The sequence below is a fragment of the Acuticoccus sp. I52.16.1 genome (genome assembly GCF_022865125.1).
Lineage (GTDB): Bacteria > Pseudomonadota > Alphaproteobacteria > Rhizobiales > Amorphaceae > Acuticoccus.
Genome location: NZ_CP094828.1, coordinates 5,007,205 through 5,025,611, shown reverse-complemented (window position 1 = coordinate 5,025,611; position 18,407 = coordinate 5,007,205). Strand labels below are relative to the sequence as shown.

15 protein-coding genes are annotated in these 18,407 nt (G+C 70.9%); 3 read left to right on the top strand and 12 right to left on the bottom strand.

Features of this window, described 5'->3' with window-relative positions; genetic code table 11:
- Window positions 1–15 precede the first annotated feature (15 nt).
- Window positions 16–1,134, bottom strand: a complete 1,119-nt coding sequence (locus tag MRB58_RS22480; protein ID WP_244779352.1) for a cysteine desulfurase family protein — start codon at window positions 1,132–1,134, stop codon at window positions 16–18.
- Window positions 1,135–1,214: 80 nt separating this feature from the next.
- Here MRB58_RS22480 and MRB58_RS22475 point away from each other — a divergent pair, with 80 nt between their 5' ends.
- Window positions 1,215–1,907, top strand: a complete 693-nt coding sequence (locus tag MRB58_RS22475; RefSeq protein WP_244779350.1) for an alpha/beta hydrolase — start codon at window positions 1,215–1,217, stop codon at window positions 1,905–1,907.
- 101 nt (window positions 1,908–2,008) lie between these two features.
- On the opposite strand, the gene MRB58_RS22470 is transcribed toward MRB58_RS22475, so the two are convergent.
- Entirely contained in the window at window positions 2,009–3,178 is a 1,170-nt protein-coding gene (locus MRB58_RS22470; protein ID WP_244779348.1) for an anhydro-N-acetylmuramic acid kinase, read from the bottom strand.
- Here MRB58_RS22470 and tyrS point away from each other — a divergent pair.
- Window positions 3,177–4,412 carry a tyrosine--tRNA ligase gene (gene tyrS / locus MRB58_RS22465; RefSeq protein ID WP_244779346.1) on the top strand — a complete coding sequence of 412 codons (1,236 nt, stop codon included), beginning with the start codon at window positions 3,177–3,179 and terminating at the stop codon, window positions 4,410–4,412. The genes MRB58_RS22470 and tyrS overlap by 2 nt on opposite strands.
- A 63-nt stretch (window positions 4,413–4,475) precedes the next feature.
- Here the strand turns inward: tyrS and MRB58_RS22460 are convergent, their stop codons facing one another.
- Window positions 4,476–7,667, bottom strand: a complete 3,192-nt coding sequence (locus MRB58_RS22460) for an AsmA-like C-terminal domain-containing protein (RefSeq protein ID WP_244779344.1) — start codon at window positions 7,665–7,667, stop codon at window positions 4,476–4,478.
- Between the two features lie 136 nt (window positions 7,668–7,803).
- Here MRB58_RS22460 and bcp point away from each other — a divergent pair, with 136 nt between their 5' ends.
- Window positions 7,804–8,271, top strand: a complete 468-nt coding sequence (gene bcp, locus MRB58_RS22455; RefSeq protein ID WP_371747310.1) for a thioredoxin-dependent thiol peroxidase — start codon at window positions 7,804–7,806, stop codon at window positions 8,269–8,271.
- 81 nt (window positions 8,272–8,352) lie between these two features.
- On the opposite strand, the gene tatC is transcribed toward bcp, so the two are convergent.
- The 9 genes from tatC to argS form a co-directional block, all read right to left on the bottom strand.
- On the bottom strand, window positions 8,353–9,150 hold the full coding sequence (gene tatC, locus MRB58_RS22450) for a twin-arginine translocase subunit TatC (RefSeq protein ID WP_244779340.1): 798 nt from the start codon (window positions 9,148–9,150) through the stop codon (window positions 8,353–8,355).
- The gene (gene tatB / locus MRB58_RS22445) at window positions 9,147–9,638 is read right to left on the bottom strand and encodes a Sec-independent protein translocase protein TatB (protein ID WP_244779338.1); all 492 of its coding nucleotides are present in this window, start codon (window positions 9,636–9,638) and stop codon (window positions 9,147–9,149) included. Before tatB ends, tatC begins: the two co-directional genes overlap by 4 nt.
- Window positions 9,639–9,652: 14 nt before the next feature.
- Window positions 9,653–9,865: a twin-arginine translocase TatA/TatE family subunit gene (locus tag MRB58_RS22440; RefSeq protein WP_244779336.1), complete on the bottom strand. Its 213-nt coding sequence runs from the start codon at window positions 9,863–9,865 to the stop codon at window positions 9,653–9,655.
- Between the two features lie 182 nt (window positions 9,866–10,047).
- Window positions 10,048–11,136: an ABC transporter ATP-binding protein gene (locus tag MRB58_RS22435; RefSeq protein WP_244779335.1), complete on the bottom strand. Its 1,089-nt coding sequence runs from the start codon at window positions 11,134–11,136 to the stop codon at window positions 10,048–10,050.
- Complete coding sequence (scpB, locus tag MRB58_RS22430) at window positions 11,129–11,923, bottom strand: SMC-Scp complex subunit ScpB (protein WP_244779334.1); 795 nt, start codon at window positions 11,921–11,923, stop codon at window positions 11,129–11,131. Before scpB ends, MRB58_RS22435 begins: the two co-directional genes overlap by 8 nt.
- A complete protein-coding gene (locus MRB58_RS22425; RefSeq protein ID WP_244779333.1) occupies window positions 11,916–12,695 on the bottom strand; it encodes a ScpA family protein in 780 nt (259 codons plus the stop codon). Before MRB58_RS22425 ends, scpB begins: the two co-directional genes overlap by 8 nt.
- On the bottom strand, window positions 12,692–13,705 hold the full coding sequence (nagZ, locus tag MRB58_RS22420; protein WP_244779332.1) for a beta-N-acetylhexosaminidase: 1,014 nt from the start codon (window positions 13,703–13,705) through the stop codon (window positions 12,692–12,694). Before nagZ ends, MRB58_RS22425 begins: the two co-directional genes overlap by 4 nt.
- Before the next feature lie 4 nt (window positions 13,706–13,709).
- On the bottom strand, window positions 13,710–16,400 hold the full coding sequence (locus MRB58_RS22415) for an SPOR domain-containing protein (protein WP_244779331.1): 2,691 nt from the start codon (window positions 16,398–16,400) through the stop codon (window positions 13,710–13,712).
- A 63-nt stretch (window positions 16,401–16,463) separates the two neighbouring features.
- A complete protein-coding gene (gene argS, locus MRB58_RS22410) occupies window positions 16,464–18,191 on the bottom strand; it encodes an arginine--tRNA ligase (protein ID WP_244779330.1) in 1,728 nt (575 codons plus the stop codon).
- Window positions 18,192–18,407: the final 216 nt, after the last annotated feature.

Here is an 18,407-nt window from a genome sequence, read left to right as displayed (position 1 = left end):
TTCTAAGAACTTAGGTCACCTTGTCATTGGCACAATGACCTCATCGAGCGCCACCAAAAAACGCTCGAACGCCCGAGCCGCCCCCATCGGACCGGCGCTGACGCGGATCGCGCACCGGGCCAGAGCGTCCGGAACGCCCATGGCGACCAGCACGTGGCTGACGGAAACCTTGCCCGACGAACAGGCCGCCCCGGATGACACGGCGACGCCGGCAAGGTCCAGCCCGATCAGCGCCAACTCGGCCGGCGCACCGAGCGCAATCAGACTGGTGTTGGGAAGACGTGGCGCCGCTCGTCCAAAGATGGTCACTTTTGGGAATTTTTCTAGAAGTGCGGTCTCAAAGTTGTCCCGCGCGGTCCGAGTTTCTTCCCAGGCGTGCGGATCGGCCGCCGGGCCGGCCAGCGCTGCGGCCAATCCGGCGATCGCCGGTACGTTTTCCGTGCCGCCGCGGGCGCCCCGCTCCTGGCCGCCGCCTTTGATGAGCGCCGGCACGCCCACACCGCGCCGTATCAGCGCACCCACTCCCGGCGGCGCGCCGAGCTTGTGACCCGACACGGTGACGAGGTCGGCCGTCAGCGTGGCGTCCTCCACCCGCCCGAAGGCCTGCACGGCGTCGGTGTGGGTCACGGCACCGGCCCCACGTGCCAGCTCGAAGAGCGCGGGATTGGTCACGACGCCCGTCTCGTTGTTGGCGGCCATCAGCGACACCAGCGCCGGGCGCGGGTCCGCGAGCGCCGCCGCCAACGCCTCCGGCGCCACGCGGCCGAGCGCGTCGACCGGGAGGATCGTCACGTCCGCGGGCGCGAATCCGCCGCCGGCGAGCACGGCGGGATGCTCCGTGGCGGCGGTGACGAGGCGTTCCACGGGTGGCCCGCCGTCCCGCGCCACGCCGGGCCGAAGCGCCATCGCGTTCGCCTCGGTGCCGCCGGACGTGAACGTCACGCCCTCGTGCGAGACCGCGAATCGGGCGCCGAGCGCACGCCGTGCCGTTTCCACGATGCCGCGGCTCGCCCGCCCCTCGGCATGGACCGAGGAGGCGTTGCCGCCGGCCAAAAGCGCGGCGATCGCGGCGTCGCGGGCCGCGGCGAGGGTCGGCGCGCTGGCGTTCCAGTCGAGATACAGTCGTTCGGCCACCGGGGCGGCATCCTATTCGCTTGATTCACGAGACCTGATTGATAGATAACCCGGCCTCACCCCAAACAACCGGGACCGTGATGCCTGAAGTCATCTTTACCGGACCCGCCGGCCGCCTCGAGGGGCGCTTGCAGGCCTCTGCGAACCGACGCGCTCCGCTCGCGATTGTTCTCCACCCCCACCCGCACTTCGGGGGGACGATGAACAACCAGATCATCTATAACCTGTTCTACATGTTCAAGGAGCGGGATTTCACCGTTCTGCGGTTCAATTTCCGCGGGGTCGGCCGCTCGCAAGGCGAGTTCGACCATGGGGCCGGCGAGCTGGCCGATGCCGCCTCGGCGCTCGACTGGCTGCAAGCCGTCCACCCCGAAGCGCAGGGCTGCTGGATCGCCGGCTTCTCCTTCGGCGCCTGGATCGGCATGCAGCTCCTGATGCGCCGGCCCGAGGTCGAAGGGTTCATGTCCATCGCCCCGCCGGCGAATCTGCACGATTTCTCGTTTCTGGCGCCGTGCCCGTCCTCCGGCCTCATCATCCACGGTGACCGCGATCGGGTGGCGATCCCCAAGGACACGCAAACCCTGGTGGACAAATTGAAGCTGCAGAAGGGGATCAAGATCACCCACTCGATCATCCCCGGCGCCAACCACTTCTTCGACGGACAGGTCGACGAGCTGGTCGGCCACTGCTCGGACTACCTCGACGTGCGCCTCGGCCGCAGGCCCGCAGAGGAGACCCCGGAAGCCCTCCCCGCCCCGACGACGGGCGAGTAGTCCACGGGCGGGCGGCTCCGGCCGCCCGGCTCGGCGCCCTCCCGGTCCCGCGTACCCGGTCTCGCGCACCCCGTCTCGCCCGCACGGTCTCGCCCACCCGTTCAGCGTTCGCCGCGCTCCGCGTCGCTGCGTGGCATCGTCAGCCGGCCGCCGGTCAGCGGCTGGGCCACGCCGGTGGTGCCGGGGAAGGTGATCGGCAGCCCCCTCAGCGATCGCACGCCGAGATAAGCGAAGGCCTCCGCCTCGATGTGGTGCGAGACGAACCGCGCGTCGTGTTCCAGCGGCACGCCGAGGGCCTGCCGCAGCCACGCCATCATCGTCACGTTGGCCGAACCGCCGCCGAACACCAGCACCGTCCTCGCCCGCTTCGGCAGGGCGTGGACGGCGCGCGCGACGCTGTCGACCGTGAAGCGGGTGAGCGTCGCGACGCGGTCCTCGTGGGCGAGGTGCGCGACCGGCGCCGCGGAGAAGGCGTTGCGATCCAGGGACTTGGGTGGCGGTCGGTCGAAGAAGGGATGCGCCGTCAGCGCCGCCAGGGCCGCCGCGTCCACGCGCCCGCGCGCGGCGGTCTCGCCGTCGGCGTCGTAGCGGGCGCCGACCTCGGCCATCGCATCGTCGATCAGCGCGCTCGCCGGGCCGGTGTCGCAGGCGATCAGCGTCTCGCCGTCGATATAGCTGATATTGGCGACTCCGCCGAGATTGAGCATCACCACCGGCTCGGCGATCCCGGTGCCGCGCACCAGCGCGCGGTGGTAGACCGGGACCAGCGGCGCCCCCTCCCCGCCGGCCAGGACGTCCGCCCGCCGAAAGTCCGACACCACCGGCACGCCGGTGCAGTCGGCGACGCGCTGCGCCAGCCCCAGCTGCATCGTCACCCGCCGCTCGGGCGCGTGCATGATCGTCTGCCCGTGCCAGGCGACGAGGTCCACCGCCTCGCCGGTCTGCTGCAACCAGTCGAGGATGGTGCCGGCGTGGAGGGTGGTCACCAGCTCTTCCGCGGCCGCGATCGCCGGTGTGCGATGGTCGATGCGGGGAGCGGCGCGCGCGTCGGGCTCGGCGGCGCGGATCACGGCGCGCGCATCCTCGCCGATCGCGCCGGAGAGCGCCGCACCCCGCTCGATGACGCCCTCGCCGTCGGTCGTCAGCAGCTTGACGTCGACCCCGTCCATCGAGGTGCCGCTCATCACACCCAGGACGCGCAGCGGGCCGGCCTCGGCGCGGGCGCGAAGGGCATTGCCTTCTGCGATTTTCGGTGTAACGGGATCGCCCATGGCACGCTCCGATTTCCTACACACGCTCCACGCCCGCGGCTTCATCCACCAGATCACGGATGAGGAGGGCCTCGATTCCCTCTGCAACGGCGCAATGGTCACCGGCTATATCGGATTCGACCTGACGGCGCCTTCCCTCCACGTCGGCCACCTGGTGCAGATCATGATGCTGCATTGGTTGCAGCAGACCGGCGGCCGGCCCATCGCCTTGATGGGCGGCGGCACCTCCAAGATCGGCGACCCCTCCGGGCGCGACACCACGCGCCAGCTGATGACCGCCGAGACGATCGCCGAGAACAAGGCCTCGATCTTCAAGGTCTTCAACCGCTTCGTGGATTTCACCGCCGATGCCATCGCCGCGGACAACGCCGAGTGGCTCGACGGGCTGGAATATGTGCCGTTCCTGCGCGACGTCGGCCGCCACTTCTCGGTCAACCGCATGCTGACGATGGATTCGGTGCGCCTGCGCCTCGATCGCGAGCAGCCGCTGACCTTCCTGGAGTTCAACTACATGGTCCTTCAGGCCTACGACTTCGTCGAGCTGAACCGCCGTTACGGCTGCGTCGTGCAGATGGGCGGGTCGGACCAGTGGGGCAACATCGTCTCGGGGATCGACCTCGGACGGCGCATCACCGGAGCGGAGCTGTACGGCGTCACCGCGCCGCTGATCACCAAGTCGGACGGCACCAAGATGGGCAAGACCGCCGGCGGCGCCGTTTGGCTCAACGCCGACATGCTGCGCCCGTACGACTACTGGCAGTTCTGGCGCAACACCGGCGACGCGGACGTGGCGCGCTTCCTCAAGCTCTTCACCACGTTGCCGCTTCATGAGATCGAGCGTCTGGCCGCGCTCCAGGGCTCGGAGATCAACGAAGCCAAGAAGGTGCTCGCCAACGAGGCGACGGCGCTGGTCCATGGCCGGGAGGCCGCCGAGGGCGCGGCCGAGACCGCCGCCACCACCTTCGAGGCCGGCGGTATCGCCGAGGGTCTGCCCACGGTGGACGTTTCGCAGGCGGAACTGGCCGAGGGCGTCGGCGTGCTGGCCGCGTTCGTGCGCAGCGGCCTGGCAGCGTCGAACTCTGAGGCGCGGCGGGCCATCCAAGGCGGCGGCGCCCGCGTCAACGACGACAAGCTGACCGACGACAAGCGGTTGCTGGGAACGGCGGACGTCGTCGACGGTGTCATCAAGCTCTCGCTGGGCAAGAAGAAGCACGCGCTGCTGCGTCCGGTCTGACGCTCCCGCCCGGCCCCCGCACTCCCATCTGCCGCCGCGACCCGAGGGCCGCGCCGGCGAGCGTCAACGGTACTCGAAGATCTTGCGGAAGATGCCCGGCGCGACCGCCGACAGCGGGTTGAGCGTGAGCTGCGGCTTCTCCAGCGGCCCGGCGAAGCGGAAGGTCACGCCGATCAGGCCGCCCTGGTCTCCGCCCCCCAGAATCTGCCCCAACACCGGAACGCGGCCGAAGAGGTTGTTTACCCCGTAGGCTGGGATCAGGGTGCCGTTGAGCCGCATCGTCTTGTTCTTCAGGTCGATCACCCCGTCCGCCGTGCCGCCGATCATCGGCCCGCGCAGCACCGCCTCGCGGATGGTGACGATGTCGCCCTCCTTCTCGAAGTCCACCGTCAGGCGGTCGAAGGTCAGCGCGTTGCCCTCCGGCACCCGCAGCGCCGCCGGCGACCCCGCGCGCCCGCCGCGATTGGCCCGCTCACGGGTGCGCTGGATGATGGATTCGAGCGTCGTCTCGTCGGTGAGGGAGAAATCGTCGATGATGAGCTGGCCGGTCATGCCGCCGCTCGGCGTCATGCGGGCGGTGAGACGCGTGCGCCCGCCGCGCATGCGCTCGTAGAGGTCGAGGCCGCCCAGCATGCGGCCGAGTTCGGTGACGTCGACCTGCAGGGTCCGCATGTCGCCGCCCGCCGGCGCCAGCCGCGCCGCGAAGGTACCCGCGTTGACCCCGTCGAGCCGCCCCGACACCGAAAGACGCTGCATCAGCCGCCCGGTGTGCTCGGCCGAAAGGGAGATGTCCGTGGCGTAGGTGTCCTCCGACAGGCGGACCCGCTCGGCCGTCGCCCTTGCCGCGACCGGGGTGGCGGATGGTTTCTTCTTCGGATCGGCCGGGTCGCCCTTGTCCGCCAGCGCGGAGTGGATCAGGGCGCGCGCGTCGAACAGCGAGGCGACGACCTCGACCGCGTAGCCCGCCCCCTCGCGGCGCACGTCGACCTTGGCCTTGTCGCCCCGGCTGAGGGCGACGTCGGTCAGCGCCGCCCGCGTCAACGCGCCGTCCGCGATCGTCAGCGAGCCTGCCAGCGAGGCGCCCGATCCGTCCATCCGCAGGTCGGTGACGGCGACGTCCGCGCCGCCGCCGGTGAGCTTGCCGCTCGCCTTCAGCCCGTCCCCCTTGGCCTTGGTGAAGCCCGGCAGATCGATCGCCGCATTGGTGAGGTCGATTGAAAACGGCTTGGCGTCCTCCTCCCCCGCTTCGACCGTGACGACCACCGGCCCGGTCAGCATGGTGCCGGTGTCGAAGCCGCGGCTGCGGCGGTCCTTGTCGGTCAGCACGAAGCGCGCGGCGCCGGACTTTCCGCCGCTGAACACCTCGGTATAGTTCACGTCGATCCGGATGCCGTCGATCGTCGCCTTGCCGCGCGCCGCGAGACGCCGCGAGTTCACCAGCACCTCCACATCGCCGTCCGTGAAGGTCTGCCCGCCGATCGGCACCGCCGTCCCCGCGTCCGTCAGCGACGCGTCGACCGACCACTGCCGGTCGTCCATGGTGACGTTGTCCTCCAGCGGGGTGCGCATCGCGAGGCGCGCGCGGACCGTGCCGTTGACGTCACCGGGCGACAGCTCCGTCCCCTGGATCTCGTTGACGCCGAGGCGCTTGGCGAGCGCCGCCACGGCCGACAGCGGCCCCTCGACGGTGGCGGTGATGCTCGCCATCGCCGGCCGCGCGGCGAGTTCCGGGATGGTGAACGCCCCCTCCAGCACCTTCAGCGAGCCGAACTCGCCGGCGCTGATCTCGCCGCCGTCGAGCCGCACCGAGAGGATCCGGTCGCGCATCCGCAGCGCGCCGTGCCCGCGCGTGATCGCGATCGGCATCTCGGGGATCGTCAGCGTCGTGTCGAGGAACTCGAGGTCGACGGAGAGCGTGCCTTCGAGCTCGGAATAGGTCAGCGGGTCGGGGTCCATCTCCAGCGGGGTGAAGGCGATGGTGATGTCGCCCCGGCGCACGACGCCGCCCTTGACCACGTCCGAGATGGCCTTGCGCGGCTTATAGGCGGCGACCGCCGGCCATGCACCCAGCAGCGCGTCGATGGACGATTGGCCAATCCGCGCCGCCAGCGAGAGCCAGGGCTTGCCCTCGAAGACGTCGAGCGAGAACACCGCGTCGGCGCTGGCGCGTGGCGACTGGGCGTGGAATGCGTCGGCGATGATCATCCCGCGCGCGAAGTCGAGCCGGCCCTGCACCGTCGCCGAGGTCAGCTCCACCGGGGTCTTGTCGATATCGTCGGAGTGGAGCTGCGCGTAAGGGGCGGTGAGATCGAAGGTCCAGGGATCGGCCGGGTTATCGCCCGCGGTCAGCGTGCCGGCGATGGTTACCGTGGCGAGCCCGGCGTTGAACCGCGACGGGAGCACCTCGATGCTGCGTCCCCCCGGCGCCAGCGCGAGGTCGATCCGCCCGCCGCCGAATTTGCGCGGCGGGTCGGTGCGGATGACCAGCGTGCCGCCCGAGATCCCGACCGTCGCGCGGGCCTGCGGCGGCCCGTCCCGCGGCAGCGCGGCGGAAAGGTTGAGCGCCAGCACGAAACCGTCCTGCACCGGCTTGATGCGCGCCAGATCCCGCGGCACCAGCCCGTCGACGACGAGGTCGATGGTGCGCCCGTCTTCGGTTCGGCCGTAGTCGAGCGACAGCGTCAGCGGGCCGCCGGCCCCGATCGCCGCCGCCTCCACCACCAGCGGACCGTCGGTCGAGACCGTCGCCGAGACGTCCTGGAAGACGCGCGCCTCGTTGATGGGGCGGCCCGGCGTGACGAGGTCGAGCCGGCTGTCGTGCACCGAGACACGCCGCACTCCCTGCTCGTCCAGCGCCCCGCGCAACCCCGCGAGCGCGTCGTCCAGCAACGCCAGCGCCGCACCGGGCGCGGGCACAGTGGCGGGGGCCGTCCCGCCCGACGGGTCGATCCGCAGCGCGCCGCCGGTGACGTCCACCGTGCGGCTGTTGAAGCCTTGCCGCATCTCGATCCGGTCGACATTGGCCGAGGCCCCGTCCGGCGTGCGCAGCCGCACGTCCTGCGCCACGATCTCCAGGTGGCCCGGCCCCAGGCGTACGCCGATTTCGCCGAGCGTGAGATCGGCGCCCATCCGCTCGCGCGCCGCGCGCTCCAGCATGCCCGTCACCGGCAGCGCGATGGGCGCCACCGTGACGCGCACCACCGCCAGCACCACCACCGCGAGGAGGACGGCGGCGATCAGCCGACCGCGAGGCATGCGTCGGCCGCGACCCCCGATCATCATCGATCGCGGGTGAATAGCGGGGACCTCGCCGGGCAACTCGGGTAGCTGCATCTACCTTTACTCGGATGGAACACTAAGACGACAGCAGGAGCGAACTGACTGGATGCCCATGACCGCGATCGACGAAGGCGCCCCCGCGCCCAATTTCACCCTTCCTGGCGATAACGGAAGCGAAATTTCGCTGACGGCTTATCGTGGCCGGCCGGTGGTCGTCTACTTCTACCCCAAGGACAATACGTCCGGGTGTACGAAGGAAGCGATCGAGTTCAACGCGCTGTCCGGGGCCTTCGAGGCCGCGGGCGTGGGCCTGATCGGCATCTCGCCGGACCCGGTCGCCAGCCACGACAAGTTCAAGGCCAAGCACGAGCTGACCTTTCCGCTCGCCGCGGACGTGGACAAGACCGTCGCCGAGGCGTTCGGCGTGTGGGTCGAAAAGTCGATGTACGGGCGGAAATATATGGGCGTCGACCGCTCGACCTTCCTGATCGACAAGGACGGCAGCGTGGCCAAGGCCTGGCGCAAGGTGAAGGTGCCGGGCCATGCCGAGGCGGTGCTGAAGGCGGCGCAGGCGCTCTGACACCGCGCCCGCTGCGGCCCGCGGCAGGCCCCGGCCGAGAGGATCGGGGCCCGCGCGGACGGGTCGCGGCCCGCCGCCGGCTCAGGTCGCCGACGCGGCCTCCGCGGCCTCTCGCTTGGCGCGGTTCTTCTCGATCCGCCGCACGCACAGGATCGAGATCTCGTAGAGCAGCAGCCCCGGCACCGCGAGGCCGATCTGGCTGACCGGGTCCGGCGGCGTCAGCACCGCGGCGAGGATGAACACCACGACGATGGCGTACTTGCGCTTCTTGCGCAGGTCGTGAGCGGAGACGAGCCCGGCCCGGCCCAGCAGCGTCAGGATCACCGGCGTCTGGAAGACGATGCCGAACGCGAAGATCAGGAGCATGATGAGCCCGAGATAGCGCGAGGTCTGCGGCAGCATCTCGATCGAGGCGGTGCCCGCCCCGCCACCGGGCTGCTCCATCGACAGGAAGAAGCTCATCGCCAGCGGCATGATGACGAAGTAGACCAGCGCCGCCCCCGCCGCGAACAGGATCGGCGTCGCGACCAGGAAGGGCCGGAAGGCGCCGCGCTCGTTGTGGTAGAGGCCGGGCGCGACGAACATGTAGATCTGCGAGGCGACCACCGGGAACGCCAGGAACAGCGCGCCGAAGAGGGCGAGCTGAAGCTGGGTGAAGAAGTACTCCTGCGGCGCGGTGTAGATCAGACGGATCTGGCGCTCGGCCCCGGCCGCCCGCTCGAACGGCCACACGAGGATGTTGAAGATGTCGTTCGCGAAGTAGAAGCAGACGACGAAGGCGATGCCGATGGCGATCACCGATTTGATAAGCCGCGAGCGCAGCTCGATCAGGTGGTCGATCAGAGGAGCCTTCGACGCCTCGATGTCATCGTGGCTCAACGCTCGCTCCCTGCTGCGGCGGCGCGGCGGGTCTCGCCCTCGCCCGCACCCTCGGACACACTGTCGCCGGCGGCCGGCGTCTCGGCCTCGGCCGCCGGGGGGACGGCCGGCGGCGGCGCGGTGGCCTCGCCGGATGCGGCGGCCCCCGATTCGGTCTTCAACGGCACGACGTCGGGCTTGGGCGGTGCGGCATCGTCGATCTTCCCCGAGAGCTGGCGCTTGGTCTCGTCGAGACCTTTGCGCAGCGACTTGGTGGGGTCCATCGAGCGCACGCTGTCGATGTCCTTGCGGACCTCGTCCAGATTGGCCTGACGCTCGGCTTCACGCAGCGCGTCGTTGAAGGTGGATTGGAATTCGCGGGCGGTTCGACGGACCTGGCCGAAGGTCTTGCCGAATGCCCGCAACATCGCCGGCAGTTCCTTCGGACCCACGACGATGATCGCGATCACCGCGACAACGAGGATCTCAGTCCAGGCAACATCAAACACGGTTCAACTGATGCTCAGGCGTTGTGCCGCTCTTGCTCTTTGGCATTCACGGTCGACGACGGGGAATGATCGATGGTGCGAGCATCGTCCTCATCCTCGGCCATGCCCTTCTTGAAGCTCTTGATCCCCTTGGCAACATCGCCCATCAGGTCGGAAATCTTGCCGCGCCCAAACAGCAGGATGAGCACGATGCCGATGATGAGAACCTGCCAAACACTGATACCCATGGGTCATTTCCCTTGTGTTCGCCGCGCCGCGGTCGCGGACTGACGCACCGTCACCAAAACGTAGGGCTTGTCGGCCATCGGCGCACCGCGGCAGGTCACCACCCCTCGATGGCCAACGATCCGCGCACCGGCGACTTCGCCGAACGGCACCTATAGCGCGCCGTGAAGGACCTTGCCACCATTCATTGATGACCTTCAAGCACAATGGCTTGCCGCAGATCCGGCACCAGGCGCACCGTGTCGGCGTGCGGTACCTGGTAGGGATCGGACTGGAGCGCCAGGGCGACGCCGCCCACCCGCGCCGTCAGCTCGACGTGCGTTCCGAAGAAGCGCCGCCGCTCGACCGCGACCTCCACCCCCGCCTCGCGGTCGGTCGGGAACACCCGGATCGCCTCGGGGCGGAAGGCGATGGTCAGCGCCTCGCCATCGGCCCGCTGGCCCACGGGAACGCGGCCGACGGGCGTCTCGGCGAGGCCGCCGGCGACGCGGGCGTGGAAGGCGTTGACGGTGGAGAAGACACGCGCCGCCTCGAGGTCGATCGGCCAGCGCCAGACCTCCTCCGGCGAGCCGATCTGCACGATCCTGCCGGCGCGCATCAAGGCGATACGGTCGGCCATCGCCAGCGCCTCCTCCGGGTCGTGCGTCACGATGACCGCGGTCGCCTCGCGCTGGCGCAGCACCGCGAGGACGTCCTCGCGCACCGTATCGCGCAGGCCGCGGTCGAGCCCGGAGAACGGCTCGTCGAACAGCACCACCTTGGGTGCCGGCAGGAGCGCCCGCGCCAGCGCCACGCGCTGCTGCTGGCCGCCGGAGAGCTGGTGCGGATAGGCCCGGTCGTAGCCCGCGAGGCCGACCTGCTCCAGCGCCCCGCCGGCGCGTCGCAGTGCCTCCGCACGGCGCATCCCGCCCAGCCCATAAGCCACGTTGTCGGCGACGCGCATGTGCGGAAAGAGGGCCAGGTCCTGGAAGACGAACCCCAGCCGCCGCGCTTCGGGCGGGTGGTAGACGCCATCGTCCGCCACCACGCGGCCGTCCACCGTCACGCGCCCGCGCATCTGTCGCTCGATCCCGGCCGCCACCCGAAGCAGCGTCGTCTTGCCACAGCCGGACTGGCCGAGCAGGCATACGATCTCGCGCGGGCGGACCTGGAGCGATACGTCCCGCAGGATCGTCCGCCCGGCGATCGCGAATTCGATGGAGTCGAGGCTGAGCGGGTGGCTCGCGGGCGTATTCGCGGGATCGACGGCGATGGCGGCGCCGACGTCAGGCATCGTGCGGCGTCTTCGGTGCGTCCCCGGTCGTTGTCGCATCCGCCGGCGCGTCGGCCGAGCCGGCCCCGCCCGTATCGTCGAACGGCTCCTGGGCAAACGTCTCCCGGGCGAACGGCTCCTGGGCGAACGGCTCCTGGGCGAACGGATCGTCGGCATCATCCTCCAGGGGGTCCTCGGTCTCCTCGAGCGTGTCGTCGTCACGCGGGACGGGGACGCTGAAGCCGGCCGGCGGCGTTCCCTCGAGAAGGCCGGCGCCTTTCAGGTCGTCGAGGCCCGGCAGGTCGGTGACGGCGGCGAGCGAGAACGCGTCGAGGAAGGCGGGCGTGGTGCCGAAGGTCGCCGGCCGGCCGGGAACGCGGCGGCGTCCGCGCAGGCGCACCCAGCCCGATTCCAGCAGAATATCGAGCGTGCCCTTGGCGACGGCGACCCCGCGCACCTCCTCGATCTCGGCGCGCGTGACTGGCTGGTGATAGGCGATGATCGCCAGCGTCTCCATCGCCGCGCGCGACAGCCGGCGCTCGGTGGTGCGCTCGGCGGCGAGCAGGTGCGACAGGTCCGGCGCGGTGCGAAAGGCCCATCCGTCCGCCACCTCGACGAGGTTGACGCCCCGGTTGGCGTAGACCGTCTGCAACTGGCGCAGCGCGGGGCGGATGTCGGCCTCCTCCGGCAGGCGCTCCAGGAGCGCGGCCTCGGACAACGGCGTCGCGGCGGCGAACAGGATCGCTTCCAGAGCCCGGATCGTCTCGGACTGGCCAGCGCCGGCGAAAAGGCGGACTGGTTCAGCCATCGGGGTTCCCTCTCACATATAGCGGCGCGAACGGTTCGCTCTGGCGCACCGAGATGCGTCCCTCGCGCGCCATCTCCAGCGCCGCGCCGAATGTCGACGCGATCAGCGCCCGGCGGCTCTCGTGCCCCGGCATCGCCGCCACCAGCGCGCTGAGAGGCAACCACTCGGCATTGTGGCCGACCATCCGCTCGACGATCCGGCGTGCGTCCACCAGCGAGAACACGGGGCGCTTCTCCATCGTCATGGTGCGCACGATCTCGTCCTGCCGCACCGCGCCGTAGGCCGCAAGCAGATCGTACAGCGCCCCCTTGAAGACGCGCTCGGTGGTGACGACCGGCGCCTCCGGCATGCCGCGCGCAAAGAGGTCGCGCCCGAGACGTGGGCGGGCGAAGAGCCGGTCGGCCGCCTCACGCATCGCGTCGAGCCGGCGCAGGCGGAAGGCGAGGTCCTCGGCGAGTTCCTCCCCGTCGGCGCCGTCGTCGTCCGGGTCCGGCGCGATCAGGCGGCTCTTGAGGTAGGTGAGCCACGCGGCCATCACGAGATAGTCGGCCGCCAGCTCGATCCGCAGGTCCTTGGCGCGCTGGATGAAAGCCAGATATTGCTCGGCGAGCGGCAGGATCTTCAGCCGCGTCAGGTCGACCTGGTTGCGCCGGGCGAGGTCGAGCAGCATGTCGAGCGGCCCCTCGTAGCCGTCGATGTCGACATGGAAGAGGTCGAGCTGCTCCGGCTTCTTGTGGAGCGGCACCGGATCCTCGAAAGGATCCCCGCTCATCCCGCCTCGGTCCCGGCGCGGGCTCCCATCAGCGCCTGAAACTCCTCGCGCAGGGCCGCGAGGTCACCGCGGCCGGGGCCAAGGCAAGCGTGCGCCGCGGCGAGGCGGCGGGCCGCGTCCGGGGCGATCGGCGGCAGTGCCGCGGCGACGGCGCGCATCTCGTCCAAGTCGCCATTGCAGTGCAGCACGCAGTCGCATCCGGCGGCGAGCGACGCGGCGGCGTTGGCGCCGATGTCTCCCGTCAGCGCGCCCATCGATATGTCGTCCGTCATCAAGAGGCCGGCAAAGCCGATGTCGCGGCGGATGACGTCGACGACGACCGGCGAGAGAGTCGCCGGCCGCGCCGCGTCCAACGCCTCGTAGACGACGTGCGCGGTCATCCCGACGGGGAGCCCGGCGAGCGCGCGGAAAGGGGCGAAGTCCGCCTCCAGGGCCGCGCGCGGGGCGTCGACGGTGGGGAGGCTGACGTGGCTGTCCACCGCGGCGCGGCCGTGGCCCGGGACATGCTTGACCACCGGGAGCGCGCCGGCAGCGAGAACCCCGGCGGCCGCTTCGCCGGCGAGGTGGGCGACGCGCGCCGCATCCTCGGCATAGGCGCGGTCGCCGATGACGTCGTGCGCGCCCGGCACGGGGACGTCGGCCACCGGCAGGCAGGGCGTGTTGATGCCCAGCGGTGCGAGGTCGGCGGCGATGAGATGGCCGGCGAGCCATGCGGCGCGGGCGCCGGCGGCCGGATCGCGCACATAGAGGTCACCGATGGCCCGTGCCGGCGGGTAGCGCCCGGCGAGCGGCGGGCCGATCCGCTGCACGCGCCCGCCTTCCTGGTCGATCAGCACGAGCCGCGCTCCGGAGGCGGCGGTGGCGTCCTCCACCAGGCGGGCGATCTCGTCGGCCCCGGCGATGTTGCGCTTGAAGAGGATGATGCCGAGCGGTTCGGCCGCGGCCAGGTAGTCCGCCTCCGCGGCGCCGAGGCGCGTGCCGGCGAGGCCGACGATCAGGGGTGACGTCATCGGCTCAATTGCGCCCCACGAAGCAGTCCGCGCCGGCCCGTTTCAGCCGCTCGCACAGCTGGTTGGCCTCGCCGAAGGACGATGCCCCCACCCGCAGGCGGTAGAAGGTCCCCCGGTCGCCGACGTTGGCGGCGACGATGAGCGGCGTCGCGTTGCCGAGCAGCGAGGGATACCGCTGTTGCAGCGCCTGGAACGAGGCGACCGCCGAAGCCCGCTCCCGCCGCGAGGCGAGCTGCACGCCCCACGGCATCGACGGCGCGGGCGCCGCGGCGGGCGAATTGGAGGCGACGGCCGTCGGCGGGGTGGTCTGGGTCTGGGTCTGGGTCGGGGCGGGAGTGCTGCGTGCGGTGTGCGGCGGCGTCGGCCGGGGAACCGGCACCGTGCCGGCGGGCGCGCTCGCTCCGCTGCCAGCGTCCGTCCCCAGCGCGGCGAGGTCCTGTGTGTCGACCTCCTCGAAGCTGTCGTCCTCGGTGATCTCGGTCACCGGCTCGCCAGCCGTCGGGGTGGTACCGACATAACCCGGCGCGCTGCTGCCGGCGGTCTCGCTGGGTGCGGCATCGCCCGTGCCGGGCCGGCCGGTCGCGGCACCGTTCGTCGCGGCCGTGCCCGGCGCGGCGTACTCGGGGGCGCCGTATTCGGGCGCGTCGCTCTGCACGTCGGGGTCGGCGGCGGCGACATCGTAGGACGACGGCGCCGCCTCGCTGGGCCGGCTGGTCGACGCGGCGGCGCTACGGGTCGGCATGATGGTACCGTCCGGGCGCACGGTGACGGTGCGCACGCTGCGGGCCTCGGTCTCGTAGTCGGGCGCGGGCGGGGCCTGCTGCGGGCTGATGCGCACCGGGTCCGGCACGACCAGGCGGTCGTTGTCGCCCAGGGCGGCACGCTCGTCGATCTCGGGCCGCGCGGTCGGCCCCTCGTCCTCGGGCCGGGTCTTCACGTCGCGGGCGTCGGCACGGATGATCGGCGGTGCGCCCGCCGTCCCGTCCGAGCCGGCGAAGAGGTTGAGGCCCAGCACCCCGGCCGCCGCGACGCCGCCCAGGCAGACCGCGGCGAGGGCGACGCGACGGCCCACACGGCGACGCCGCCCGGCGTGCGTCGGCCGCGATGCCCGTCGCAGCGAGGGCGGCAGGTCGTCTTCGTCGGCCTCTTCGTCCTCGAATTCGTACTCCTCGGTCTCGAACTCCTCGAAGGCGTCGTCCTCGCCATAATCGGCGTAGGCGCCGGGGCGTGTCGCGTCGAACGCGTCGCGCGCGTCGGACAGGAAGACGGAGGCGAGCGGATCGTCGAGGTCCGGGGGCGCGGCGGGGAACGGCTCGGCCGGCTCCTCGCGCCGCTGGTAGCGGAACGAGGGGATCGGCTTCACGCGCTTGCCGCTGAGGTCGACCGGCGATTTCACCGTCACGACCGGCGGCTGGAGCCCGCTGTCGCGCGAGCCGGAGGCGGTGCGGGCGGCGGCGAGCGGGATGTCGGTCGCGACCGGGGTGGCGCGGCTGCGCGGCGGCGGCGCGTTGGAGACGCTCGTCTCGAGGGCGCCGTCGTCCTCGTCGTCGCTGAAGGTTTGGATCTGCGGTGCCTCGTCGTCGTCGGGGATGGAGGCGGCCGGCGGCTCCTCGCGGGTGGGCGCCGGAACGGGGAGGCGCGCCTCGGCCGGCGGCGTGTGCGCCACTTCCGGCGCGGGCGGCACGGTGGCCGGCGGCAGCGCGGCCGGCGCGGCGGACTGGGCGCTCGCCTGCGCCGCTCGGCCTCCGGCGATGATCTTGCCGATGGCATTGCCCAGCTCCCAGTCGAGCGCGTCGGCGGGAGGCTCGGGCGCATCGGCCGGCTGAGAGCGGTCGCGCTTCCAGTCCGGCACCGGACCGGCGGCGGGCGGCATCCCGAGACCGGTCGCCACCGGTACGCCGGGTGCCGGCTCCATACCGCGCGGCGTGCGCTGCAGGCCGCGGCTCGGCGGCGCCGGCTTGGCTTCGCCGGAATGCTGATCGGCGAAACGCTGATCGGCGGGGCGTTGGTCGGCGGAAGGCGGGCGGCGGTCCTCGGGTGCCTGCGGACGCAGGGGGTCACGCGCCCTGCCCTCGCCGCGCGGCTGGGCCGGGTCGGGCGCACGGAAGATGCCGCCCTGGCGCGGGGCGTCCTCCGGACGCGCTGCGTCGGCGGCACGCGGTGCGTCGGCGGGTTTGGTGCTGGGGCGCGCCAGTTCCTCGTTCAGGCGCTGCGTGAACTTGCTGCGCCGGTCCGCCCCTTCGGAGCTGAAGACGGGCGCCGGATCGGCGTCCATCCCGCCGTGCGGACGTGAGAAACGCGGCTCACCGCGGCCCCCGAGCGCAGGCCGTTCGGCCTCGTCGCCTTGTGAGTTGTGGAAGCGTTGGTCGTCGAAGCGTGGGTCGTCGTCGCGGAAGGGATCCTCGCGGGCGTCGTAGGGGTCGGGATCGCCGTAGGAGTATTGGTCGCCGCGCAGCTCCGATTCGATGCGCGGATCAGGGTCTCGCCGAGGGTCCATCTCGCGGCGCGAGACGCTGTCCTGCGCAGCGGGGCTGGACGGGATGGAGCCGGACGTCGGTCGTTGCGCCGGCCCCCACACGGCGGGCTCGGAATCGACGAACTGGTCGAGTTCGTCATAGATGTCGGCGGATCGGTCGTTCCCGGCCCCGACGGGGCCGTGTCGCTCGAAGGCCGAAGATCGCGTCGGACCGTTCATCTCGCCGCCACTCAACTTACCATCACCGCCAGTGGGGATCCGCAGGGTCCCCTGACGGGACGGCTACCGCATTTCGACCGGCGCGCTCACACCGAGTGCGGCAAGGCCCTGTGCAAGTGCAGAGCGAACCGCTTCGACCAGGGCGAGCCTTGCCCGGGTCAACTCTCTCGACTCCGTGTTAACGAACCGTAGCGTCGGCATATCCTTGCCCCTGTTCCACTGCGCATGCAAGGCCGAGGCTAGGTCATTGAGGTAGAATGCCACGCGATGCGGCTCGGCAGCGTCCGCTGCCGTCGCCAATAGCTGCGGCCACTGCGCCAATAGTATCGCAATTGTGCGCTCACCCGAATCGTTCAGGGCAGAAAGGTCTACGCCGGACAAATCCTCCACGACCGATTCGTCAAACGCTTCAACGGCCTGGCGCTTGGCCGAGGCGCACCGCGCGTGTGCGTATTGCACGTAAAAGACAGGATTATCGCGACTCTGTTCTGTGACTTTGACAAAGTCGAAGTCGAGCGGCGCGTCCGATTTGCGATACAGCATCATGAACCGCACCGCATCCGCGCCGACTTCGTCGACCACGTCGCGCAACGTCACGAAATCGCCCGACCGCTTGGACATCTTCACCGGCTCGCCCGCCCGGTAGAGCTTCACCAGCTGGCACAAGAGGCAGTCGAGCGTCACGCGGCCGTGGCTGAGCGCGGCCACCGCCGCCGTCATCCGCCGCACATAGCCGCCATGGTCGGCGCCCAGGACGTCGATCAGGCGGTCGTAGCCGCGGTCGATCTTGTCGGCGTGGTAGGCGATGTCGGAGGCGAAATAGGTGTAGCTGCCGTCCGACTTCTTGAGCGCCCGGTCCACGTCGTCGCCATATCGGGTGGAGCGGAACAGCGTCTGCTCGCGGTCCTCCCAGTCTTCCGCCGCGCCCTTCGGCCGCGGCAGCACGCCCTCGTAGATGAGCCCGTCCCGCTCCAGCTTCGCCACCGTCTCGGCGACGATGTCGTCCGGCGTCTGCAGGCTGCGCTCGGAGAAGAACAGATCGTGCCGAATGTCGAGCACGGCGAGATCCTCGCGCACGGTCGCCATCATCGCCGCGATCGCCGCCTCGCGCACGATCGGCAGCCACTCGGCCTCGTCCATCGTGGCCAGCCGGTCGCCGTGGGCGGCCGCCAGCGCCTCCCCGACCGGGACCAGATAGTCGCCCGGATAGAGGCCGGCCGGGATCTCCACCGTCTCGCCCAGCGCTTCGCGGTAGCGCAGGTACGCCGAGCGGGCGAGAACGTCGACCTGCGCCCCGGCGTCGTTGATGTAGTACTCGCGCGTCACCTCGTGCCCGCGCAGAGCCAGGATCGAGGCGAGCGCGTCGCCCACCACCGCGCCGCGCGCGTGGCCGACATGGAGCGGCCCGGTCGGATTGGCCGAGACGTACTCCACGTTGACCCGCTGCGGGGCGGGCGTGCGGGCGAGCCCGGTGAACCGCTCGCCGTCGAGCGCGGAGAGGATGACCGCCGAGGCCGCCTGGTCGGAGATGCGGATGTTGACGAAACCCGGCCCCGCGACGCTCGTCTCAGCCACCAGCGGGTCGGCGCCCAGCTTCTCGGCGATCAGCTCGCCCAGCTGGCGCGGATTGCGCTTGGCCGCCTTGGCCAGCACCATCGCGGCGTTGGTGGAAAGGTCGCCGTGCGAAGGGTCGCGCGGGGTCTCGATGGCGATCCGGTCGAGCCCTTCGCGCAAGCCTTCCGCCTCCACGATGGCGATGACGCGAGATTTGAGCTCTTCAAAGAGGTGCATGACGGTCCGACGTGAGGTTGTTCGCGGGCCTCATAGCGCCTTCGTTCCGGCGGTGCGAGGCTCATCGTAGCCACGGAGACGTCCGCGGCGCGCTTTCGCGCCCTCAACTCGCCGCAACGCGGCCCGAACGCAACCCCTCGGCGCAGGCAATGCGCACGGCCGGGCCGCCCGACCGCGGGCGTCGCCGGCGCCTGCCATCGGCGCCTGCGCGTCGTG